Source organism: Pseudomonas sp. A0308 (assembly GCF_044218815.1).
Lineage (GTDB): Bacteria > Pseudomonadota > Gammaproteobacteria > Pseudomonadales > Pseudomonadaceae > Aquipseudomonas > Aquipseudomonas iridis.
On the sequence record NZ_CP162581.1, the window covers coordinates 4,640,447 to 4,660,579 of the forward strand.

Genomic DNA, 20,133 nt, shown 5'->3' on the forward strand with positions numbered 1-20,133 from the left:
ATGGAGTTGAACCCGCTGACCGTCAGCGTCTTGCTGGTGCTGACCGAACTCGCCCTGACCGGCGTACTGGGCTTTCAGGTTTACCTGTTTAAGCAGGTCAGCGCGGCGCGCCGTGAACACCTGGAACTGCGCCTGTACATGGCCCAGAACTACGTGAGCAACGAGCAATTCGACAAGGTTATCTCTCGGCTGGAAACCCGCCTGGAAAACCACCTCGACACCTACTTTCGCAACCTCAACAAGAGAGCCAACGCATGACTGAAGTAAACCGCGACATCACCATGGAAATCGGCGACCGCGATTTCACCTTCCACCTGACGCCCCAGGACGTGACCAAGTACTTCAACAGCACCACGAACAACAACAAGGTGGCCCCGGCCAATAACTTGCTGGTGAGCACCGTCAAGCAGGAAGAGCGCGCCTCGCTGAAGCCCTTGCTGGTTAACCCCATGACCGTGATGGAGCTGGCCGGTGCGCTTCTTGAAGAGTACTCGCCGGACATCGACATCATCGTAAAAAAGTCCTCAGCCACGCTGACGGCTTAACCGACGACGGGTTTGGGCAACTGATGGCCCTGACCCACCGTTGGCTACCTGGTGCTGTGCCCTCGATCGAGAACATGGGCACGGCGAAATGGCTGGAAGACGAACACTGGAGACGCATGGAGATTGCCGTGGCTAACGGCATCGCCTTTGCGCTGAACGGATAACACCCCATGGCTGACCGCAGCGCCCGCTTGGCTTTCATCCTCAGTTTGACCGACAAGGTCAGCGCGCCCCTGGGCAGGGTGAAAACCAGTTTTTCCGACCTGGCCACCCAGGGCGAAAACAACATCAAGCAGATGGGCCTTGGCTTGGGCGGGATGATCGGCGCAGCCAAGGGCATCAGTGAATCGCTGGAACCGGCGCTGGAAATGAACCGCGCCCTGGGCGAAGTCCGCTCGCTGGGTGTGGCTGAAGATGCCCTGAATGCCCTCAATCAAAAGTCGCTCGAGTTCTCCGTGAACTATGGCGAGAACGCCCGCGACTTTGTGGCCTCGGCTTACAGCATCTCGGGCGCGATCAAGGGGTTGTCCGGCGACCAGCTGGCGACCTTCACCAACACCAGCAACCTATTGGCCAAGGCCACCAAATCCGACGCCGAGACCATGGGCGCCTACGTCGGCACCATGTACAACCTGTTCAAAACATCGGCTGATGCCATGGGCAAAAGCCAGTGGGTCGAAAAGCTGGGTGGTCAGACGGCACTGGCGGCGCAGTTATTCCGCACCGATGGCGCACAGCTCAAGGATGCGTTCAAGGAAGTGGGCCAGCTCGCCACCACGGCGGGCGTGGACATCGCCGAGCAGTTCGCGGTGATCGGTACTTTGAGCAGCACCATGGAAGGCGGCGACGCCGGCGGCTTGTACAAGTCGTTTTTCGAGAACATCGGCGCCGCGTCCGACAAGCTCAAGATGAAATTCACCGAGCAGAACGGCCAGCTGATGCCGATGACGGACATTCTGGCCAAGCTCGAGGGCAAGTTCGGCGACCTGACCAGTGCCGCCGCCGGTGCCAAGTTGACCGAAGCGTTCGGCGGCGAAGGGGCACGGGTGATCAACGCCCTGGCCAAGGACACCGACCGATTCAAAAACGGCCTCGACCAGCTGGGCAAAGTCCGCGGCTTGGAGAGCGCCGAGAAAATGGCCAAGGCCATGGTCGATCCCTGGCAGCAGTTCGGCGCGGCCGTCCAGGCGCTACGCATTGCCTTCGGCCAAGCGTTGATCCCAATGCTCGCCCCGCTGATGGACAAGCTGGTCGGCATCGCTGGCACGTTGACCCGTTGGACCCAGCTATTCCCCAACATCACCCGCGTGATCGGCATCACCGTATTGGTGATCCTCGGCCTGACCGCCGCCATGGCCGCGATGACCTTCACCGTGGGCCTGGCCAAAATGGTTTGGCTATCGCTGGTCACCATCTGGAAAGTCCTGACCTGGACGGGCTTTCGCAGCATCGCCATGTTCCTGGTGCACACGGTATTGATCGCAGGGTTTGTCCTGGGCTTGGCAGCGCTCTACACCTGGATGGGCTTGGTCAAGGTCGGCATGTTGCTCTGGCAGGGCGCGATCTGGCTGGTCAACGCCGCCATGTATGCCAACCCGGTGGGGCTGATCATCGCCGGCATCGTCGCCCTGGTCGCGATCGTAGGCGCCGCGATCTATTACTGGGACGACTGGACCAGCGCACTGATGAACACGGCCGCGTTCCAGTGGATCGCCGGCCAGCTGCAGGCCTTGTCGGATTGGTTCGGCTCGATCGGCGGCTGGACCGGCATGGCGAGTGCGGCGTGGGACGGCATCGTCAAGATTTTCAAAGACGCGATCAACGGCCTGATCGAGATGTTGAACAAGATCCCCGGCGTGCAGATCGATGCGGCCTTTGGCGACATGCCAAAAGCGCCGGAGATCCCTGGCATAAAAGCGCCGGAGATTCCCGGCATAAAAGCACCGGTACCGAACACACCCGCCGTGGATCGAACGCTGCAGGTCGCCCAACAGCCGTTGGCGGCGCGTCCTGCCCTGTCTGTGGTGCCGTCCCTGGTCATGGCGCCGGCTCCGACCGAACAGGCCGAGCAAGCCCGCCAGCGCATGAGCGCAACGACCGGAAGCCTTTCCCCGACGCGCCCGACAGCCGTGCCCCAGGGCGGTCTGCTGCGCAGCATCCAGAACACCAACAACCAGACCCAAAACAAGGGCACGCATGTGGAGACCCTCAACATCAACACGGCCAAGCCTATGACCCCGTTGGAAGTGGAAAACATGATGAGCATGGCGGTGGGTGGATGAGCGAGTACATCGACCTATTGATCACTGACAACGACCTGGCGCTGGATCTGTCCCGCCAGCCACTGCCGGTCGAGGATCGCGCCTGCATTGCCCAGGACATCGGTCACATGATCCGCGAAAGCGGTCTGCTGGTGACGTTGGTGGCCGAGCGTAACCGCCTGAAACAGCGCGACTGCATTCAGCAGCTGGAACTTTTGGTGGAGGCGGACGTGCGCCTGGTACCGGGCACCGCCTCAATAAAAGAGCTTGCACCAGGTCAGTACCTGGTCACCGCCACCACCCTGCAATTTGGCAATGTCGAGGTGACCCTTTGAGCGTTGACTTTAAACAGGCGCTCGCTGACTCGGGCGTTCCAACCACTGAGGCCGCACTAAAGGCTGCGTGGGAAACCGAAGTTACTGCCCAGGGCAGCAAGCTGGCCAACACCAGCGCCTATTCACCGTTCTGGCGCGTGGTCACCGCGCTGGTGACCAAACCGGTGCTGTGGTTGCTGACCTTTGTCAGTGACACCGTGCTGCCCAACTTTTTCGTCAAGACCGCCGAAAAAGCCTGGCTGGACATGTTGGCCTGGGCGGTCAACGTCGAGCGCAAAGCCCCGACCAAGACCGTCGGCACACTGTTGTTCAGCCGCGCCACGACGGTGGGGGAGTTCGAAGTCCCGATTGGCACGCGGGTGCAGTCGGCCTCGATCAATGGGCATGTCTACGAACTGGTGACCACCGCCACCGCCAGCTTTGCCGAAGGCCAGTCACAACTACAAATTCCGGCTAAGGCGACCGAAGCCGGCAGCGGGTTCAACCTGGCCCCCGGTTATTACGCGGTTTTGCCGGTACCGGTACCGGGCGTGATCCAGGTGGTGAATCTGGACGGCTGGCTGACAACGCCTGGTTCGGATTCCGAGCCGGACGACCAGCTGCGCCTGCGGGTGCGTAACCAGTTCAGTGCGGTCAACCAATGGCACACCGACGCGGTGTACCGAGCTCTGATCGCGGCGTTCCCGGGCGTATCGCCCAATGGCGTGTACTTCGAACATGGGGCACCGCGTGGCCCAGGCAGCGCCAATGCCTACGTGTTATTTGAAGCCGGCGTGCCGGCAGACACCTACCTGAAGCAGATCAACGCCAAGATCATGGACGAGGGCAACCATGGCCACGGCGATTCCATGTTGGTCATGGTCATGCCCGAAACCCTGCACGACGTCAGCTTGCAGGTGTGGCCGGTGGCGAACCTGAGCGTGGCGCAGCGTGCCACCTTGCAAGCCGATATCGCTCTGTTTGTGCGGGCAGCGTTCCGCGAAAGCACTGGGCGCGATTACACGCCGACGCTGACCTGGCCGCAGTCGCGCTTTTCCTTCAGTCGCCTGATCGAGGAACTGCACGAACAGTTCCCCGGCATCGAGTCCATGAAGTTCGGCAACGAGGACATCCTTTCCGACCTGGTCATTCCCCGGCTGCAGGCGCTGGAGGTGACGTTCGATGATTAAGCTCGAATTGCCGTTCTGGCTCGACGGCGAAGAGGCCACCAAGCTCAAGGCCACCGCCCAGGCCTGGTGGGATTCGGTCGAAGGCTGGATGCGTTGGCCGTTGCTGCAAATGGACGCCGAGACGTGCCACCTAACCATTCTGGATCTGCTCGCCTGGCAGCGCGACATCACTCGTTTTCGAGGTGAGTCGGAGAGCCTGTACCGCCTGCGTGTGAAATACGCCTTCATCAACGCGGTCGACGCCGGATCGGTGATCGGCTTCCAGCGGATCCTGCAGCGCCTCGGTGTGGGGTATGTGCGGATCGAAGAACGCCTGCCCGATCGGGACTGGGACATCGTCCAGTTGCACCTGAGTGATTCGCAGCTTTCGGAAAATCCAGCGTTGCTGGACATGATCGTTCACCAGTACGGGCGCACCTGCCGCCGTTACGAATTCGTCAGCACCTCCGTGGTTCGCCTGGTGATGGCTGCCTACGAGATCAGCAACGACCAAATGACCCTGATCGCCAAGTTCGACGACACGCAAAGCGTGGTTATGCGCTTGACCACTGCCGAGTTCGGTCACGACCACCTGTCGATGGTCGCCCGCTTCAACGACACCCAAACGGTCGGCCTGGCGCTGACCACCTCCGAGTTCAACAACGACCAGGTCACCCTGGTTACACGCTAAAAGGAATTACCCCATGGGGGCTAGCATTACCCTTGCAGGCGAAAGCCTGATCTCGCAGAAACAGGCCGCACGCCAGACCGTTGAGGTGTCCCGCTTCATCCTGGCCAAGGTGCCCGGGCTGGATACCACCCTGCCGGTGGATCGCGCCGCCGGCGTGCCCGATGCCAACCTGATCGTGCATACCACGCCGGTCACCCGTGAAGGCTATCTGGCCACCAACAAAGTGGTGTACAGCCTGATGTTGGGTACCGATATCGGTGACTTCGACTTCAACTGGATGGGCCTGGTGACCGCCGAGGGCGTGTTGCTGATTGCGGCTTATGTCCCGCTGCAGCAGAAACGTCGCGAGATCCCGCCACTGCAGGCCGGCAACAACCTGACCCGCAACATCGTCTGGGAATACGACGGCGCGCAGTCGCTGTCGGGGATCACCGTCCCGGCCAGCACCTGGCAGTTCGACTTCACCGCCGACTTCACCGCGATCAACGCCCAGTTGGCCGAGCTGAAAACCGAGCTGGACAAGAAGGTCGATCTGACGACCTGGACACCGCCGCAAGCGGTGAGCCTGGACGGCCCGGTGTTGGTGTACCCAGGCAGCGTCAACACCTACAAGATCACCGACTACAACCGGTTCAGCATTTTCACGGCGGCGACCACGGTGGGCACTGTGACCATCGCGGCGGACGTCCTGACCTTGACGATTCCAGCCAACGCGCCGGCGGGGATAATGACGCTCGACGTGCTGCGCGATGGCAGTAAAGCCTCGTTCCGCCTGCCGGTCGGTGCTGCCGCCATTGTGCCGCCGACCATCACCAGCCCCGTCAATCTAGCGACCGGTGTGGCCCTTGACCTGGTGCTGACCGCGACAGCGTTTGAGGTGTTTCCGGCGGGCTTTGACCACCAGGTGTCCCGTCGCTGGCAGATCGCGACAGACGAAGCCTTTACCCAGCTGATCTTTGACAAGACCAGCACCACCGCGCTGACCAGCATTCGCCCGAGCGACTACGACATCCTGATGCCTCCGGGTAAACGCTTGTATGCGCGGGCGTTGGACATTGGCGCAACACTGCAAACGGTCGCACCGGTGGCTATCTCGTTCAACACCGCGACCATCTACATCCGTCGCCCATCGATCACCTTCCCAGTTGATGGCCAGCAGGGCGTTACTTCGCCGGTAACGATTCTCAGCGATGCGTTCAGTGTTTACGGTGGAAGTGATATCCATCTCGAAAGCCGTTACCAACTGTTCATGGCCCCCGATGCGACAGGCCTTGTTTCTGACAGTGGTTGGTCTACCACCAATCTAACCAGTTACAAGCCCAACTCTATCGTTCCCAACACACAACTTTATGTAAGGGTGAAATATAAGGGCAAGGTACTGGGCGAAACGGAGTGGTCATCGTTAGTGCGCTTTGTCACGGCTAAGCAGTTAGACGGTGTTTACACCCAGCTTGTTGCAGGGCCTGCCAGTCGCTCGGATGCCGTAATGGTCTCGGTCGATGGGGATATTTACCTGCAAGGGGGTCGATATAATAATACTGGCGGCGCTACGCGTTCAGACCTTTGGAAATTCTCTCCGGGATCTGGCACTTGGACTCAGAAAACTTTTTCAAAGGCGCTTAGTACGCACGTGGCCGTTGCTATTAACGGTTTGATTTATTTCTATGGTGGTTCTAGCTCTGCGGATGGGACCAACTATCTAAACGACCTTTGGATCTACAACCCTACCACCGGGGTGGTTAGCGCCGGTGCGAGCCCTGCTGGGGGCGGACGTACAAATGTGCTGGGTTGTGCCCTTAATGGAAGGATGTACGTCGCGGGTGGCAGCATGTCCGGGTATGGCATTAGTAAGAATTTACTATGTTACAACCCGGCTAATAATACTTGGAGCGTTCTGCCTGACTGCCCTGTTTCGGTCTGGTCGCTGGGCGCAAAGCTGGTGGCTGCTGCCGGTAAGATTTTTCTGCTCAGCGGAGCATCGACCTATTGTTATGATCCTGAATCCGGAGAGTGGACTCAGAAAAGTAACTTTCCCTATGTAGCGTTTTCAAACTTTGGAGTCGTTGCGGTAAATGACCTGATTTATCGTTACGGGGGGTATTCGAATTCCATTTACTACAAAACGCTGTCTGTGTACGACCCTGTTCAAGATAGCTGGAAGGCTCTCCCAGCAGGAGGATATCCGAGAGCGAATCCGGCCATTGCGGAGGCTGGAGGCAGTATTTATGTCTTCGGTGGCACGAACGACACGACTTACCTGACTGACTTTTGGAGGATCGACTAAGTGTATAAGTTAATTTCTTATTCTGACGGCTCGGCTTTAGTGACTAACGACAGTCCGGCCTATCGTGCTGAACACTTGGTTGAAAGTGCGGCAGAGGCCGAAGAGTTAGTTGTGGGGCTGAACCAGTCCGGGTTAATGGAACAATTGACGGTTTATCGTTTTGAGGTTGAAACCACCGGTTTGACACTCGAAGGCGGCTTAAGACTCAAGACCGACCGCGAAAGCCAAGCTCAACTGAGCAGCGCCTACACCACCCTCAAATACCACCTGATTCCAGATACCGATTGGAAAGCCTTGAACGGATGGCAGGTGGTGACACTGGAGCAGATCGAGCCGATCGCTCGCGCCATGGCGGCGCACGTTCGCGGCTGCTTCCGTGGTGAACGTGCTGTGGGTACCGCCATCACCAGCGCGACCACCATGGAGGACATCGACTCGATCGACATTCCGGTCCAGTTCACAGCGGCGTATCAGGCTGCGTTCGCTGAGGTGATGAACATCGAGCAGGCGACTGAATGAACTGGTCGCCGGTGACCATGCAGTGGCCCGCCGAGGCGACCGCCTGGATGGATCAGATGAGTGAGGCCAAGGACATGGCCACCGCCGCCCTGGCGAGCACGGGTGCGCGCCTGACCAGTTTGGCGGACCAGGTCACCACGGATCTGAGCTTGATTGGTGCCGCGGTCAAGGGCGTTATTGCGAACGGTCGCGCCGCCTTGGACGGCCAGTTTGGCGAGATTCCTAAGTGCTTTGTGGTGACGCCGTTTCAAAGCGGTGTCGGCCAGGGCACCGGTTACCAGCGTTTCCTGTCAGCCCCAAATCTGGTGCAGCGCCTGGCGGATAAGCTCGAGGACAGCGCCGATCCGGCGCACCCGACGGGCGAGCAATACGCCCTGGTGATCCTGTTCCTGGGCACGCGCTTTGACCAGATGGCCGGGGTGCTGTCGAAATTCAACGCCTTGATGCCGATCGCCGAGCTGCAGAAAGCCGAGCGTCGTGCCCAGCACCTGTTCGACCTGGACACCTCGAAGTGGGAACTGCCGACTATCGGCGCTTTGCCGCCCTGGGTTGATCTGCCGCTGGAGCGTTGCACCGTGCTCAAGGAAGCCAGCGCCTCGATCAACGGCCAGTTGGCCCGCTTGGAAAGCTACGCGGCGGACAGTTCGCCGCTGGATGACCTGGCCGAGTTGGCTCAGCGCAAGGCCGAACAGGCCCTGGGCCAGGACTCGAAACTGAACGCCCTGAAAGACCTGCTGGCCGGCGGCACACCCGACACCAGCATGCAGGCGCGTTTGCTGGGACCAGGTGACGCGGGTGAACTGCGCAAGCAGCTGCTCGAGGGCGACGGTGCACCAGGTCACGAATGGGTGCTGTCGTCGGGCGTCATGCTGGTGGGTTCCCTGCAGGGCTTGAGCTTTGTTCGCGAACTGGTGGGCCTATGACGCTGCTGCTCGATGGCCAACAAATCATCGGTAACCGCATGAAGGTGACGGCCAACCTCAAGATCGAAAGCGACGACATGTCGGGGCAGACCAGCAACACCGAAAAGTCGCACAAGGGTTTCAAGCCCAAGACGCTGACGATCGCGTTGACGATCCCCTACAAGCAGCTGAGCAACTTGCGCACCCTGATGCGCCTGGCCGAAGGCACCGAAGGCGGGGGCCAGCTCAAGACCTATCGGATCGTCAACGACACCGCCGAGGCGTTCGGCATCCGCCAGGTGACGTTTTCTGACGGTGTCAGCGCCCGTGAAGACGACAGCCTGGCGCAATGGATCGTCCAGTTCACCCTGTCGGAAAAGCTCTCGAACCCGGAAAAGGTCGAGAGCCGACGTGCTGGCAACGCGGTGAAGTCGCAATCCGCACCCGGTGACGGAGTGGCCGGTACCGGCGCCGATGGATCGGGCGGGGCGGCCGAAGAGCTGACCGGCTTCGAAGCTGTCCTCAAAAAAGTGGACTCCTACCTGGGCGGCACAACATGAGCATGAAGCTGCATAAGGTGCTGACGATCAATGGTGTCGTGGTACCGCTGGTAAAAGACGAAGTTCGCCTGGAGATCAAAAGCCCAGGGCGGGCGATGTTCACCATTCAGGCAGGGGCCTCGGTGCAAGGCCTGGTGACGCTGGACATCGGTTACAACGAAGCCGCACTGCAGCGCCACTTCATCGGCTACGTCGAGCGCTGCACCGCGGCTAATGGCATTGAGCAGGTGGTGTTCTGCCGTGAGCTGGTCGCCGTGCTGGCCAAGTCCCTGCCGATGAACCTGCGCCATGTGGATCTGCGCGCCGTGCTGACCGAGATCAGCAGCAAAACCGGGCTGCATTTTCGTGTTCCGGATCAGCCGTACACCAAGGTGAAAGCTCCGTTTTTCTACAGCCTGGCGGCCGGATATCAGGCGCTGGACAGCATGGCCAGGGTGTTCGGCATTGCCGATTTTATCTGGCAGCAGCAGGGCGACGGTGAAGTATTCGTCGGCTCCTGGGCCGACAGCTTCTTTGGTGCTCGAGCACCGCTGCAACTCCCGGTCAGTCTGTTCGATGGCTACCAGGGCAATCAAAGCGCAATGGTCGCGGCTCTCCCCGGGCTACGACCAGGTGCAACAATTAACCAGGGCGAGCGGATCACCAGTGTCACGCTTGCCGGCACACAGATGGCCATCAAATGGACGACGCAATCAAGCGCAGCGTAGAACGCCAATTCCCTGAACTGACCGGTGGCTACCACCTGCCGCGCTTTGCCCGCGTGGTGAGGGTGGCTGATGCGCCCGCCGGCGCATCGATGTGCGACGACTTCCGGCCACGCTATGCCGTCGACATCGAGGTGCTGACCCCGGACGGTGAAGCCGATCCGAACCTGCCGGTATTGTCCGGTGTGCCGCTTCCGTTGCCATCCGGTGGCGATGAAATGGGCATGTTCGCGTTTCCCCAGGAAGGCACCCAGGTGGTGGTGTGCTTTGCCTACGGCCTGCCGCACAAGCCCTACATCCAGACGATCCTGCCGCACGGCCTGAGCCTGCCGAAGGTGCCGAAGGGCGACCAGGTGTGGCAGCACAGCGATGCGGTGCAGCAGCGCGTCGATGCGGACGGCAACTGGACGCGCCTGACTGACGGCAAGATCCGCGACCATTCGCTGGAGCGCGAAGTCGAAGCCCTGGGCAACCACGAGAAGTACCAGAGCCACGTTCAGGACGTGGAGAATCATTCCACCGAGGAAGTGGGTGGCATCAAGCGGATCAACGCCCTGGGTGCGCTAAAGCTGAATTCCGCCGGTACCGCAACGATCGCCTCTCTGGATGACATGCACCAGGCGACTGGGCGAGATTTAAACCTGGTGGTGGGCAAAAAGCACAACGCTGCTGTTGGTGGCGACATGCTGGAAAAGATCCAAGGTCTGCGCAAAAGCGTGGCCGGGCAAAGCCAGCACATGGTCGCGCCGAAAAACCATGTCGGATCCGAAGGGGTCAACATCTTCCGCGTGCTTTGCGACACACTCGATCTGCTCGAGCAAATGGCTACCCAGATCGCCAGCCACGTCCACGGATCCAGTCCAGTACCGACGACGGCGGCGGTATTCACGGCGGATAGCGTGAAAGCAGCATTGCTATCGACAGAGTTAGGGGCAGTGACGCTTTGAGCGGGCTGTTCTAACGATTAATATTTCTTCGTGATACTGGATTAATTTATGCCTTCCCTATAGCGTGTTGGTGCTGATCAAACAGGCACACTTTATAGGGATATAAATGAATATTCATACCATAGCCGATTTTGAAAAACGACTTAAAGAAATCGCGGGACATGCAACGGCGCCAACCAACTCACTCGAAATGCATGATGGTGTTATGTATGACCTACCCCAAGAACAACGTCTATTGCTGATAGGGTTGGTTAAAGATTTTATCGTAAAGACAAAGTGCTCTGAGACATTTTCTGAGAAGGTTGTAAGCAATAAAATAAAATCTATTTTTGCGCAGATTCTATCGAGTCCAAGTTTAATATTTAAAGATCAAATTAAGCTTCTCGCTGATGAGCTTGAATCTTTCGATACCGTAAATACAGTTTATCTTAGGGTTGATGGCTTACTGGTTGAGAAGACTCTGAGCCTTGGGAAGGTTACATTTTCTATGTGCGATGAAGCGTATATAGATTCGATTCTGGCACCCGCAATTTTTGAAAGCGAGGGGGTACGGTCATCAAACGCTTTAACGTTTGAACAACGCATCAAGCCGGAGATAGAAAAAGATTTAGATCGTCGATGCGTTGCGCGAGTTGAAATCATTGCTGAGCCTAATCGCGCATTTGAAAGGGCTAAGGACGAGGCTAGGCGAGTTATAGATATATTACGATACTCCTCCAAATTCATTTATCCACTGTCTGAGGATGTGAGGATCGGACTGATAGGAGATCATCCTAGAGCGGATAGAATTGGGTATGTAACAAGGGAAAAGGGTTTTCTCTTGACATCTGACGCTGTGGGATCACCGCGGGCTTTCGTCGTTGATAAAGCCGCGTTGACTACTATGGACAGTATTGGTGCCTTAGAACTAGCTGGTTATTTAAATGAGGAGCAGTTGAGTCCTTTCAAAGAGTGCCTGCTACGGGCAGTTCATTGGTACTCATCGGCAATCACTCAGTCCGAACGTGAAAATAGTTATTTGCATTTAATGATTGCACTGGAAACTCTGTTTACTCCTGAGAAAGGAGAGCCAATTGCCAATACTATAGCAGAGTCAACGGCGCTTATAATTAACACGACTTTGCCCGGCAGGAAGCAAATTAAGAAATTCATCAAAAAATGTTACGGTACAAGAAGCACTATAGCTCATGGCGGGAAGCAGACTGTTAGTGATACTGACTTATGGGAGCTTTTAATAATGGTTTCTAATGTTATTCGGCAACTAACAAAGAAAATTCATTTGTTTTCTACGCAAAAGGATGTTGTTGCATATCTTGAGGATTTGAAGTTTTCTTAATTGGTGGAGATTCTAGGTCTTGTAATTTTTCCTTCACTCATCGAGCCGAGTTGTGAAATATCGGCTCATGAAATTCCTACGCCAGTCGGCACCACCAAGATTGCGCATAAGCGCAACCGTCGATGTACTCTATTCCGCTTAGAACAAATCCAGTAACCGCCATCCCCGCTAGGGTTGCATCCAGGAGTCTCGGTAAAGGATCCGGGTCTAGAGGCATTCCTACATCTAAACGTGCGACATTAGCGGTTCTACCCAGCTCTTTGTTTATCTCCGAGTTCACCATCACATTCCCCCTAATGGCCGGATAGCGTCGTCGTTCCTTGGCGTCGAGAGCTACGCCATGGCGCCGCATAGGGGTAACAAGCATATGCACGTGATGCTCCTACCTATTCGTCAGTTGGACGATCGAACAGAGCTTCGACCGCATACGCCAATGCCCCATCCGCTTGTTCAAGAAGATCGCTGAGGTCGCCCTGATCGATTATGTGAGCCCGATGTAGTGCATGAGCCGTTCTGAGCAGTGCTTTATGTTGAGCACCAGGATTCTCTAGCAGCGCATCGCTATCGTTCAGCAACACTGTCCACGTCGCGATAGCAGCGGTTCTTTCAATGGTTGCCATGTCCATAACTCCGGCCTCATTCCGTGACTGCAAAAATACTGTACATGCAGACAGTATACTCGAGCGACCAGATTCCGTCTCGACAGTCAGATGACGTGCAGCTAGCGGCTCGATCAGATTGCTTCACGGAAAACGAGCGCTGGAACAAAAAAACATCTGAAAAAGCACTTATCCCCCTCCCGCCGACGGGCTTTGCGTCCGTTTTTTGTGCAAATTCGGATGTAGTGCAAACGAGACTGCAGCCCAGGCGGGCCGAGGGGCCCTGCAGGTGATCGGCACTTTCACAGAGTGCAAAGTTTTGAAAGGAAATGCAGCGCGGTTGCACAGCTACGCAAAGGGCGCGGACGGAAGGGTTAACGCTGGAGTGCCCGGTTTCATTGGGCGAAAACTTTTAAAACGTGGGTTTCGGTGTGTTTTAAAAAACGCGCACGTTCTTTTTCTGGCGGGGATTGGTTGTGTACGGGGTGAGGCTGAATTCCCTGCTAGCCAGGCAGGGCAAGGACTGCAGGCGGATTGCAGCATTTCGGAGGGTTTCACGCCTCCTTAGCGTTAACCATTCGAAGGTGAGGCAGGTTGTTCATGTTTTGAAGGCGCGTGAATTCCTTGGTCACGATCGGGATCAGCACGCGGTTCAAAGCATCACTCAACCTAACAGCCTGGTCTTCGTTCAGCTTCTTTACCGTCCCAGTCTGTCCGCTGGCACAGCACACATTGTCGGGATGAATTCCCAGATCATCCATGGTGCCGTCGATGTATCCGCGCAGGTATTCGCCGCGTTGGAACAATATCGAGCTTTCGGGCGCTTCCTGGTAATCCCAATGAACCTCCCAAGCCGCGCCTTTCTTGATGATTTCGATGATGGGTACTGCTGCTCGGGATGCTGTCTTACGCATGCTTATTCTCCTCGATCAGTGCGCGCCGGGTCATTTTGAAGGATAGCTTCAAGGCGCCTCATTAAAGTTTATTTAGGTTGACCCCCAAATCCCTGTCAGACCATGGATATCTGTCAGAAAATGCTCTGGAGACCCTGTATTTACTGGGTTTCAGATCTGACATCGAGGCTGGATGTTTGTGTCAGTTTTGCCATCAGAAATAAAAACCCCTTATAAATCAGCTACTTGAAAACTGCGAATCTGACACTGCTGTTTTGTCAGGTTTTGACAGGTCGCTGACACCTTTCTGACATCAACAAAAACGGCTGAGAGCCTTGATTTATAAGGGTTAGATAGTAGTTAGAATAGTAATCTGACAAAACTGACAAGCTTTTGAGGGGTCAACCCTAATTTTTTTTCGCTTCGCATAGGGGGCGCTTCGTCACATGCGTACACATCGCAACGGCTCTAAAAGTTCGGCCTATCACACCGCGACACTGCTACATCTCACCCATCCGCTACTGAGCGTTGGGCTTTAACGTCGAGATGGTCTGTGTGCCAACACGATTTGCTGCTGCCTGAGCCTGGGCGCTTTGATTTGCGCGGTTACGCCATAATTACGCCAGACGAAAAAAAAGGCCTTGATAATCAAGGCCTTTCTTCATTGTGCTGGTGCCCCGAGGGAGACTCGAACTCCCACTCCTTTCGAAAACGGATTTTGAATCCGCCGCGTCTACCAATTCCGCCATCAGGGCTCAATGGCGGCGAAGTATAGAGATGAGATTACCGTTGGTCAATCACGTTTCATGGTCAATTTTCGATATTTCCGCTAGACTTTCGGCCCCTGCTAGACGAACCCCATCATGCGCGTTGCTGACTTTACCTTCGAACTCCCTGATTCGCTGATCGCCCGCCACCCTTTGGCCGAGCGTCGCGGTAGTCGCCTGTTGACCCTTGATGGGGTCAGCGGTGCTCTGGCACACCGTCAATTCACTGATTTGCTTGAGCATTTGCGCTCGGGCGATTTGATGGTGTTCAACAATACCCGGGTGATTCCGGCGCGGCTGTTCGGGCAGAAAGCGTCCGGTGGCAAGCTGGAAATACTCATCGAACGGGTACTCGATACCCATCGCGTACTGGCGCATGTGCGTTCCAGCAAGTCGCCGAAGCCGGGTTCGAAGATTCTCATCGACGGCGGTGGCGAAGCCGAGATGCTCGCGCGTCATGACGCGTTGTTCGAGTTGGGCTTTGACGAAGAAGTGTTGCCGCTGCTTGATCGCGTCGGGCACATGCCGTTGCCTCCTTATATAGACCGCCCGGATGAAGGCTCGGATCGCGAGCGTTATCAGACGGTGTACGCCGAGCGCCTGGGCGCGGTGGCGGCGCCGACGGCGGGGCTGCATTTCGATCAGGCCCTGATGGAGGCGATTGCCGCCAAAGGCGTCGAGACCACATTCGTCACGCTGCACGTTGGCGCCGGTACGTTCCAGCCAGTGCGCGTCGAAAAGCTTGAAGATCACCACATGCACACCGAGTGGCTGGAAGTCGGCCAGGACGTGGTCGATGCAGTCGCCGCGTGTCGTGCGCGCGGTGGTCGAGTGATTGCCGTGGGCACCACCAGCGTGCGTTCGCTGGAGAGTGCGGCGCGCGATGGCGTGCTCAAGCCGTTCAGTGGCGACACCGATATCTTTATCTTCCCGGGCCGGCCGTTCCATGTGGTCGATGCCCTGGTGACCAATTTCCATTTGCCTGAATCCACGCTGTTGATGCTGGTTTCGGCCTTCGCCGGTTACCCCGAAACCATGGCCGCCTATAAGGCTGCCGTCGATAACGGTTACCGCTTTTTCAGCTACGGTGATGCGATGTTCATCACCCGAAATCCCGCGCCGACTGCCCCTAGTGAATCGGACCCAGAGGAAACAGTATGAGTCGCACCTGTCGTATGTCCTTCGAGCTGCTTGCCACCGATGGCAAGGCCCGTCGTGGTCGTCTGACCTTCCCGCGTGGCACCGTCGAGACTCCGGCCTTCATGCCGGTCGGTACTTACGGCACGGTCAAGGGCATGTTGCCGCGTGACATCGTCGCCACCGGCGCGGAAATGATCCTGGGCAATACCTTTCACCTGTGGCTGCGTCCTGGCACCCAGGTGATCAAGGAGCACGGCGACCTGCACGATTTCATGCAGTGGAAGGGCCCGATCCTGACCGACTCCGGCGGCTTCCAGGTGTTCAGCCTCGGCGCGATGCGCAAGATCAAGGAGGAGGGCGTGACCTTTGCCTCTCCGGTCGACGGCGCCAAAGTGTTCATGGGCCCGGAAGAGTCGATGCAGGTTCAGCGCGATCTCGGTTCCGATGTCGTGATGATCTTCGACGAATGCACGCCGTACCCGGCTGACGAAGACGTCGCCCGTGTGTCGATGGAGCTGTCGTTGCGCTGGGCTCAGCGTTCGAAGAATGCTCACGGCGAGAATACCGCTGCACTGTTCGGCATCGTCCAGGGCGGCATGCATCAGGATCTGCGCATGCGCTCGCTCGAAGGCCTCGACAAGATCGGCTTTGATGGCCTGGCCATTGGCGGTCTGTCGGTGGGTGAACCGAAGCACGAGATGATCAAGGTGCTCGATTATCTGCCGGGCATGATGCCGGCTGACAAACCTCGTTACCTTATGGGCGTTGGCAAACCGGAAGATCTGGTTGAGGGTGTGCGCCGCGGTGTGGACATGTTCGATTGCGTGATGCCAACCCGTAATGCCCGCAACGGGCATCTGTTCATTGATACAGGCGTGCTGAAGATCCGTAACGCGTTCCATCGCCATGATGAATCGCCGCTCGATCCGACCTGCGATTGCTATACCTGCCAGAACTTCTCCCGCGCTTATCTGCATCACCTGGACAAGTGCGGCGAAATGCTGGGAAGCATGCTCAATACCATCCATAACTTGCGCCATTATCAGGTGCTGATGGCTGGTTTGCGCGAGGCTATTCAACAGGGTACATTGGCCGCCTTTGTCGATGCCTTCTACGCCAAACGCGGGCTCCCCGTTCCGCCTTTGGACTGAGTTTTCTGACCCCAAGATTCAACATTTGCAACTGGAGTGCTAAATGAGCTTTTTTATCTCTAACGCCATGGCTGACGCTGCTGCACCGGCTGCTGCAGGCCCAATGGGCGGCGGCTTCGAGTGGATTTTCCTGGTCGGCTTCCTGGTCATCTTCTACCTGATGATCTGGCGCCCACAGGCCAAGCGCGCCAAAGAGCAGAAAAACCTGCTGAGCAGCCTGCAGAAGGGCGACGAAGTGGTCACCACCGGCGGCATCGCCGGCAAGATCACCAAAGTGGCCGATGACTTCGTGGTTCTGGAAGTTTCCGACACCGTGGAAATGAAGTTCCAGAAAGGCGCCATCGCCGCCACGCTGCCAAAAGGCACGCTGAAAGCGATCTAAGGTTCCAACTTCTACTCAATCGACGGGGCGCGCAAGGCGCCCCGCGTTCATAACGGGCGGCGTGATGCTGAACAAATACCCTCTGTGGAAATACATTCTGATCCTGGCGGTGCTGGCGGTCGGTCTGATTTATTCCGCTCCCAATCTTTATCCTGATGACCCGGCCATTCAGGTCAGCGGCGCCAGCACGGCACTGCAGGTCAATCAGGCCGATCTGGATCGCGTAAGCACCGCGCTGAAAGAATCCGGGATCAACGTCAAGGCTGCCACGCTGGCGGCGAACGGCAAGGGCGGTCTGATCCGTCTGACCAAGGCTGAAGATCAGTTGCCGGCCAAAGACGTTGTGCGCAAGGCATTGGGTGATGACTACGTCGTCGCGCTGAACCTGGCACAGACCACCCCGCAATGGCTGCGCAACCTGGGCGCGCACCCGATGAAGCTGGGTCTGGACTTGTCCGGTGGTGTGCACTTCCTGCTGGAAGTGGACATGGATAAAGCCCTCGATGCACGCCTGAAAGTCTACGAAGGCGACGTCAAGAGCCTGCTGCGCAAAGAGAAGCTGCGTTATCGCAGTCTGCCGCAGCTCAATGGTGCCATTCAGCTGGGCTTCAGCGATGAAGATTCCCGCGAACAGGCCCGTGCGCTGATCCGCAAGAACTTCAACGATTTCGACATTGTTCCGGCCGACCTCAATGGTCAACCGGTGCTGCGTCTGGCGATGACCCCGGCCAAGCTGGCGGAAATCCGTGAATACTCCATCAAGCAGAACTTGACCACGGTACGTAACCGCGTCAACGAGCTGGGTGTTGCTGAACCGATCGTCCAGCGTCAGGGCGCCAACCGCATCGTGGTTGAGCTGCCGGGCGTGCAGGACACTGCCGAAGCCAAGCGTATTCTCGGCAAGACGGCCAACCTTGAGTTCCGTCTGGCTGCAGAGCCTGGCGCTTCGAAAGCCACTTCCGAAACTTTCGAGTTCCGTGAAGGCAATCGTCCTTCGGCGCAGATCGAGCGCGGCCTGATCATCACGGGTGACCAGGTAACCGACGCCAAGGCTGGTTTCGGCGAGCACGGCACGCCTGAAGTGAACATCCGTCTGGATGGTCACGGTGGCGAGCTGATGAGCCGTGCGACCCGCAGCAACGTTGGTCGCAGCATGGCTGTGATCTTCATTGAGCAGCGTCCGGTCACCACTTACACCAAGCAAATGGTGAATGGCGTCGAAAAAGACGTCGCGGTGCAGACGTTCAAGGAAGAGAAGAAGATCATCAGCCTGGCGACCATCCAGTCGCCGCTGGGTGCTCAGTTCCGTATCACTGGCCTGAACGGTCAGGGCGAGTCGTCCGAGCTGGCGCTGCTGCTGCGTGCCGGTGGTCTGGCGGCTCCAATGTACTTCGCTGAAGAGCGCACAATCGGCCCGAGCCTGGGTGCTGACAACATCACCAAGGGTATCGATGCGTCGTTGTGGGGCATGTTGTTCGTGTCGCTGTTCATCATCGCGATCTATCGCTTCTTCGGCATCATCGCCACCGTCGCTCTGTCGGTGAACATGGTGTTGCTGCTGGCGCTGATGTCGCTGCTGGGTGCAACGCTGACCCTGCCGGGTATCGCCGGTATCGTCTTGACCATGGGTATGGCGGTCGACGCCAACGTGCTGATCTTCTCGCGGATACGTGAAGAGATCGCCGCGGGCATGTCCGTGCAGCGCGCAATCAACGAAGGCTTCGGCCGGGCATTCACCGCGATTCTCGACGCCAACCTGACCACTCTGTTGGTCGGCGGGATTCTCTTTGCGATGGGCACAGGCCCGGTCAAAGGTTTCGCAGTGACCATGTCCCTCGGGATCTTTACCTCGATGTTCACGGCCATCATGGTGACCCGCGCAATGGTCAACCTGATCTTCGGCGGACGTGACTTCAAGAAGTTGTGGATTTAAGGGGCTGCCATGTTACGTACAATCAACTTCATGGGCGTTCGCAACTTCGCGTTCGGCGTCACAGTATTCCTCACCCTGCTGGCTATGTTCAGTGTCGTCACCAAGGGCATGAACTGGGGTCTGGACTTCACCGGCGGTACGCTCATCGAGCTGACCTACGAGCGTCCGGCCGATGTCACCAAGGTGCGCGAGCAACTGGTGAGTTCGGGTTACCACGAAGCCATCGTGCAGAGCTTCGGTGCGACGACTGATCTGCTGGTGCGGATGCCGGGTGAAGACCCTCAGCTGGGCCATCAGGTCGCGGAGGCGCTGCTGAAGGTTGGCGGCGACAACCCGGCGATGGTCAAGCGTGTCGAGTTCGTCGGCCCGCAGGTCGGTGAAGAGCTGCGCGACCAGGGCGGCCTCGGCATGCTGCTGGCGCTCGGCGGCATCCTGATCTACCTGGCTTTCCGCTTTCAGTGGAAATTCGCGGTCGGCGCTATCGTTTCGCTGATCCACGACGTGATCGTGACCATCGGTATCCTGTCGTTCTTCCAGATCACTTTCGATCTGACAGTACTGGCAGCGGTGCTGGCGATCATCGGTTACTCGCTGAACGACACCATTGTGGTATTCGACCGGGTTCGTGAGAACTTCCGTGTACTGCGCAAGGCAACGCTGATCGAGAACATCAACATCTCGACCACCCAGACCCTGCTGCGCACCATGGCGACGTCGATTTCGACCTTGCTGGCGATCGCTGCGCTGCTGTTCTTTGGTGGCGACAACCTGTTCGGCTTCTCGATTGCCCTGTTCATCGGTGTTCTGGCGGGTACTTACTCGTCGATCTACATCGCTAACGTGGTGCTGATCTGGCTGAACCTGACGACCGAAGACCTGATTCCACCGGCTAACACCGAGAAGGAAGTCGACGACCGTCCATAAACGGCCATCGTTTTTCCAGTAGTCAGCCAAAAAAGGCGCGAGTTGAACTCGCGCCTTTTTTTATGCTCCAAGGCTGGGAGAAGCGCGGGCCCGTCCCGCATGTGATGGTCAG

The 20,133-nt window shown here is 57.5% G+C and carries 21 protein-coding genes, 1 tRNA gene and 1 pseudogene; 19 read left to right on the forward strand and 4 right to left on the reverse strand.

Annotated elements, in window-relative coordinates:
* The 14 genes and pseudogenes from AB4P92_RS21560 to AB4P92_RS21625 all read left to right on the forward strand — a co-directional run bounded on the left by AB4P92_RS21560 (window position 1) and on the right by AB4P92_RS21625 (window position 12,232).
* Window positions 1-258 carry a hypothetical protein gene (locus AB4P92_RS21560; RefSeq protein WP_099776125.1) on the forward strand — a complete coding sequence of 86 codons (258 nt, stop codon included), beginning with the start codon at window positions 1-3 and terminating at the stop codon, window positions 256-258.
* Window positions 255-545, forward strand: coding sequence for a putative phage tail assembly chaperone (locus AB4P92_RS21565; RefSeq protein WP_395598128.1), 291 nt, complete (start codon window positions 255-257; stop codon window positions 543-545). The genes AB4P92_RS21560 and AB4P92_RS21565 overlap by 4 nt, the downstream gene beginning before the upstream one ends.
* A gap of 23 nt (window positions 546-568) precedes the next feature.
* Entirely contained in the window at window positions 569-709 is a 141-nt protein-coding gene (locus AB4P92_RS21570) for a DUF6890 family protein (RefSeq protein WP_395598129.1), read from the forward strand.
* A gap of 6 nt (window positions 710-715) precedes the next feature.
* A complete protein-coding gene (locus tag AB4P92_RS21575; protein WP_395598130.1) occupies window positions 716-2,827 on the forward strand; it encodes a phage tail tape measure protein in 2,112 nt (703 codons plus the stop codon).
* Window positions 2,824-3,141: a DUF2590 family protein gene (locus AB4P92_RS21580; protein WP_395598131.1), complete on the forward strand. Its 318-nt coding sequence runs from the start codon at window positions 2,824-2,826 to the stop codon at window positions 3,139-3,141. The genes AB4P92_RS21575 and AB4P92_RS21580 overlap by 4 nt, the downstream gene beginning before the upstream one ends.
* Window positions 3,138-4,310: a baseplate J/gp47 family protein gene (locus tag AB4P92_RS21585; RefSeq protein ID WP_395598132.1), complete on the forward strand. Its 1,173-nt coding sequence runs from the start codon at window positions 3,138-3,140 to the stop codon at window positions 4,308-4,310. The genes AB4P92_RS21580 and AB4P92_RS21585 overlap by 4 nt, the downstream gene beginning before the upstream one ends.
* A pseudogene (locus AB4P92_RS21590) lies at window positions 4,303-4,818 on the forward strand (phage tail protein); the annotation flags it as partial. The gene AB4P92_RS21585 and the pseudogene AB4P92_RS21590, both read left to right, overlap by 8 nt.
* A 175-nt stretch (window positions 4,819-4,993) precedes the next feature.
* Window positions 4,994-7,264, forward strand: coding sequence for a phage tail protein (locus AB4P92_RS21595; RefSeq protein ID WP_395598133.1), 2,271 nt, complete (start codon window positions 4,994-4,996; stop codon window positions 7,262-7,264).
* A complete protein-coding gene (locus AB4P92_RS21600) occupies window positions 7,265-7,783 on the forward strand; it encodes a DUF4376 domain-containing protein (protein WP_395598134.1) in 519 nt (172 codons plus the stop codon). It abuts the gene before it with no gap.
* On the forward strand, window positions 7,780-8,706 hold the full coding sequence (locus AB4P92_RS21605) for a hypothetical protein (protein WP_395598135.1): 927 nt from the start codon (window positions 7,780-7,782) through the stop codon (window positions 8,704-8,706). Before AB4P92_RS21600 ends, AB4P92_RS21605 begins: the two co-directional genes overlap by 4 nt.
* On the forward strand, window positions 8,703-9,245 hold the full coding sequence (locus AB4P92_RS21610) for a DNA-binding protein (RefSeq protein WP_395598136.1): 543 nt from the start codon (window positions 8,703-8,705) through the stop codon (window positions 9,243-9,245). Before AB4P92_RS21605 ends, AB4P92_RS21610 begins: the two co-directional genes overlap by 4 nt.
* Window positions 9,242-9,952 (forward strand): hypothetical protein, encoded by a 711-nt coding sequence (locus AB4P92_RS21615; RefSeq protein ID WP_395598137.1) that lies wholly within the window; start codon window positions 9,242-9,244, stop codon window positions 9,950-9,952. The genes AB4P92_RS21610 and AB4P92_RS21615 overlap by 4 nt, the downstream gene beginning before the upstream one ends.
* Window positions 9,925-10,896, forward strand: coding sequence for a hypothetical protein (locus AB4P92_RS21620; protein WP_395598138.1), 972 nt, complete (start codon window positions 9,925-9,927; stop codon window positions 10,894-10,896). The genes AB4P92_RS21615 and AB4P92_RS21620 overlap by 28 nt, the downstream gene beginning before the upstream one ends.
* A 106-nt stretch (window positions 10,897-11,002) precedes the next feature.
* A complete protein-coding gene (locus AB4P92_RS21625) occupies window positions 11,003-12,232 on the forward strand; it encodes a hypothetical protein (RefSeq protein WP_395598139.1) in 1,230 nt (409 codons plus the stop codon).
* 76 nt (window positions 12,233-12,308) lie between these two features.
* Here the strand turns inward: AB4P92_RS21625 and AB4P92_RS21630 are convergent, their stop codons facing one another.
* The 4 genes from AB4P92_RS21630 to AB4P92_RS21645 form a co-directional block, all read right to left on the reverse strand.
* Window positions 12,309-12,605: a hypothetical protein gene (locus AB4P92_RS21630; protein ID WP_395598140.1), complete on the reverse strand. Its 297-nt coding sequence runs from the start codon at window positions 12,603-12,605 to the stop codon at window positions 12,309-12,311.
* A 13-nt stretch (window positions 12,606-12,618) separates the two neighbouring features.
* Window positions 12,619-12,852 carry a hypothetical protein gene (locus tag AB4P92_RS21635; protein ID WP_395598141.1) on the reverse strand — a complete coding sequence of 78 codons (234 nt, stop codon included), beginning with the start codon at window positions 12,850-12,852 and terminating at the stop codon, window positions 12,619-12,621.
* A gap of 533 nt (window positions 12,853-13,385) precedes the next feature.
* A complete protein-coding gene (locus AB4P92_RS21640) occupies window positions 13,386-13,745 on the reverse strand; it encodes a hypothetical protein (RefSeq protein WP_395598142.1) in 360 nt (119 codons plus the stop codon).
* A 649-nt stretch (window positions 13,746-14,394) separates the two neighbouring features.
* Window positions 14,395-14,479, reverse strand: a tRNA-Leu gene (locus AB4P92_RS21645).
* Window positions 14,480-14,587: 108 nt separating this feature from the next.
* Between AB4P92_RS21645 and queA the strand changes: the two genes are divergently transcribed.
* From queA to secF, 5 genes are all read left to right on the forward strand, one after another.
* Complete coding sequence (gene queA, locus AB4P92_RS21650) at window positions 14,588-15,652, forward strand: tRNA preQ1(34) S-adenosylmethionine ribosyltransferase-isomerase QueA (protein ID WP_042560939.1); 1,065 nt, start codon at window positions 14,588-14,590, stop codon at window positions 15,650-15,652.
* A gap of 14 nt (window positions 15,653-15,666) precedes the next feature.
* Window positions 15,667-16,782 (forward strand): tRNA guanosine(34) transglycosylase Tgt, encoded by a 1,116-nt coding sequence (gene tgt, locus AB4P92_RS21655; protein ID WP_162184604.1) that lies wholly within the window; start codon window positions 15,667-15,669, stop codon window positions 16,780-16,782.
* Window positions 16,783-16,825: 43 nt separating this feature from the next.
* Complete coding sequence (yajC, locus tag AB4P92_RS21660) at window positions 16,826-17,164, forward strand: preprotein translocase subunit YajC (protein WP_007916913.1); 339 nt, start codon at window positions 16,826-16,828, stop codon at window positions 17,162-17,164.
* 64 nt (window positions 17,165-17,228) lie between these two features.
* Window positions 17,229-19,097: a protein translocase subunit SecD gene (gene secD / locus AB4P92_RS21665; protein WP_042560937.1), complete on the forward strand. Its 1,869-nt coding sequence runs from the start codon at window positions 17,229-17,231 to the stop codon at window positions 19,095-19,097.
* 9 nt (window positions 19,098-19,106) lie between these two features.
* Window positions 19,107-20,021, forward strand: coding sequence for a protein translocase subunit SecF (gene secF / locus AB4P92_RS21670; RefSeq protein WP_042560936.1), 915 nt, complete (start codon window positions 19,107-19,109; stop codon window positions 20,019-20,021).
* Window positions 20,022-20,133 lie beyond the last annotated feature (112 nt).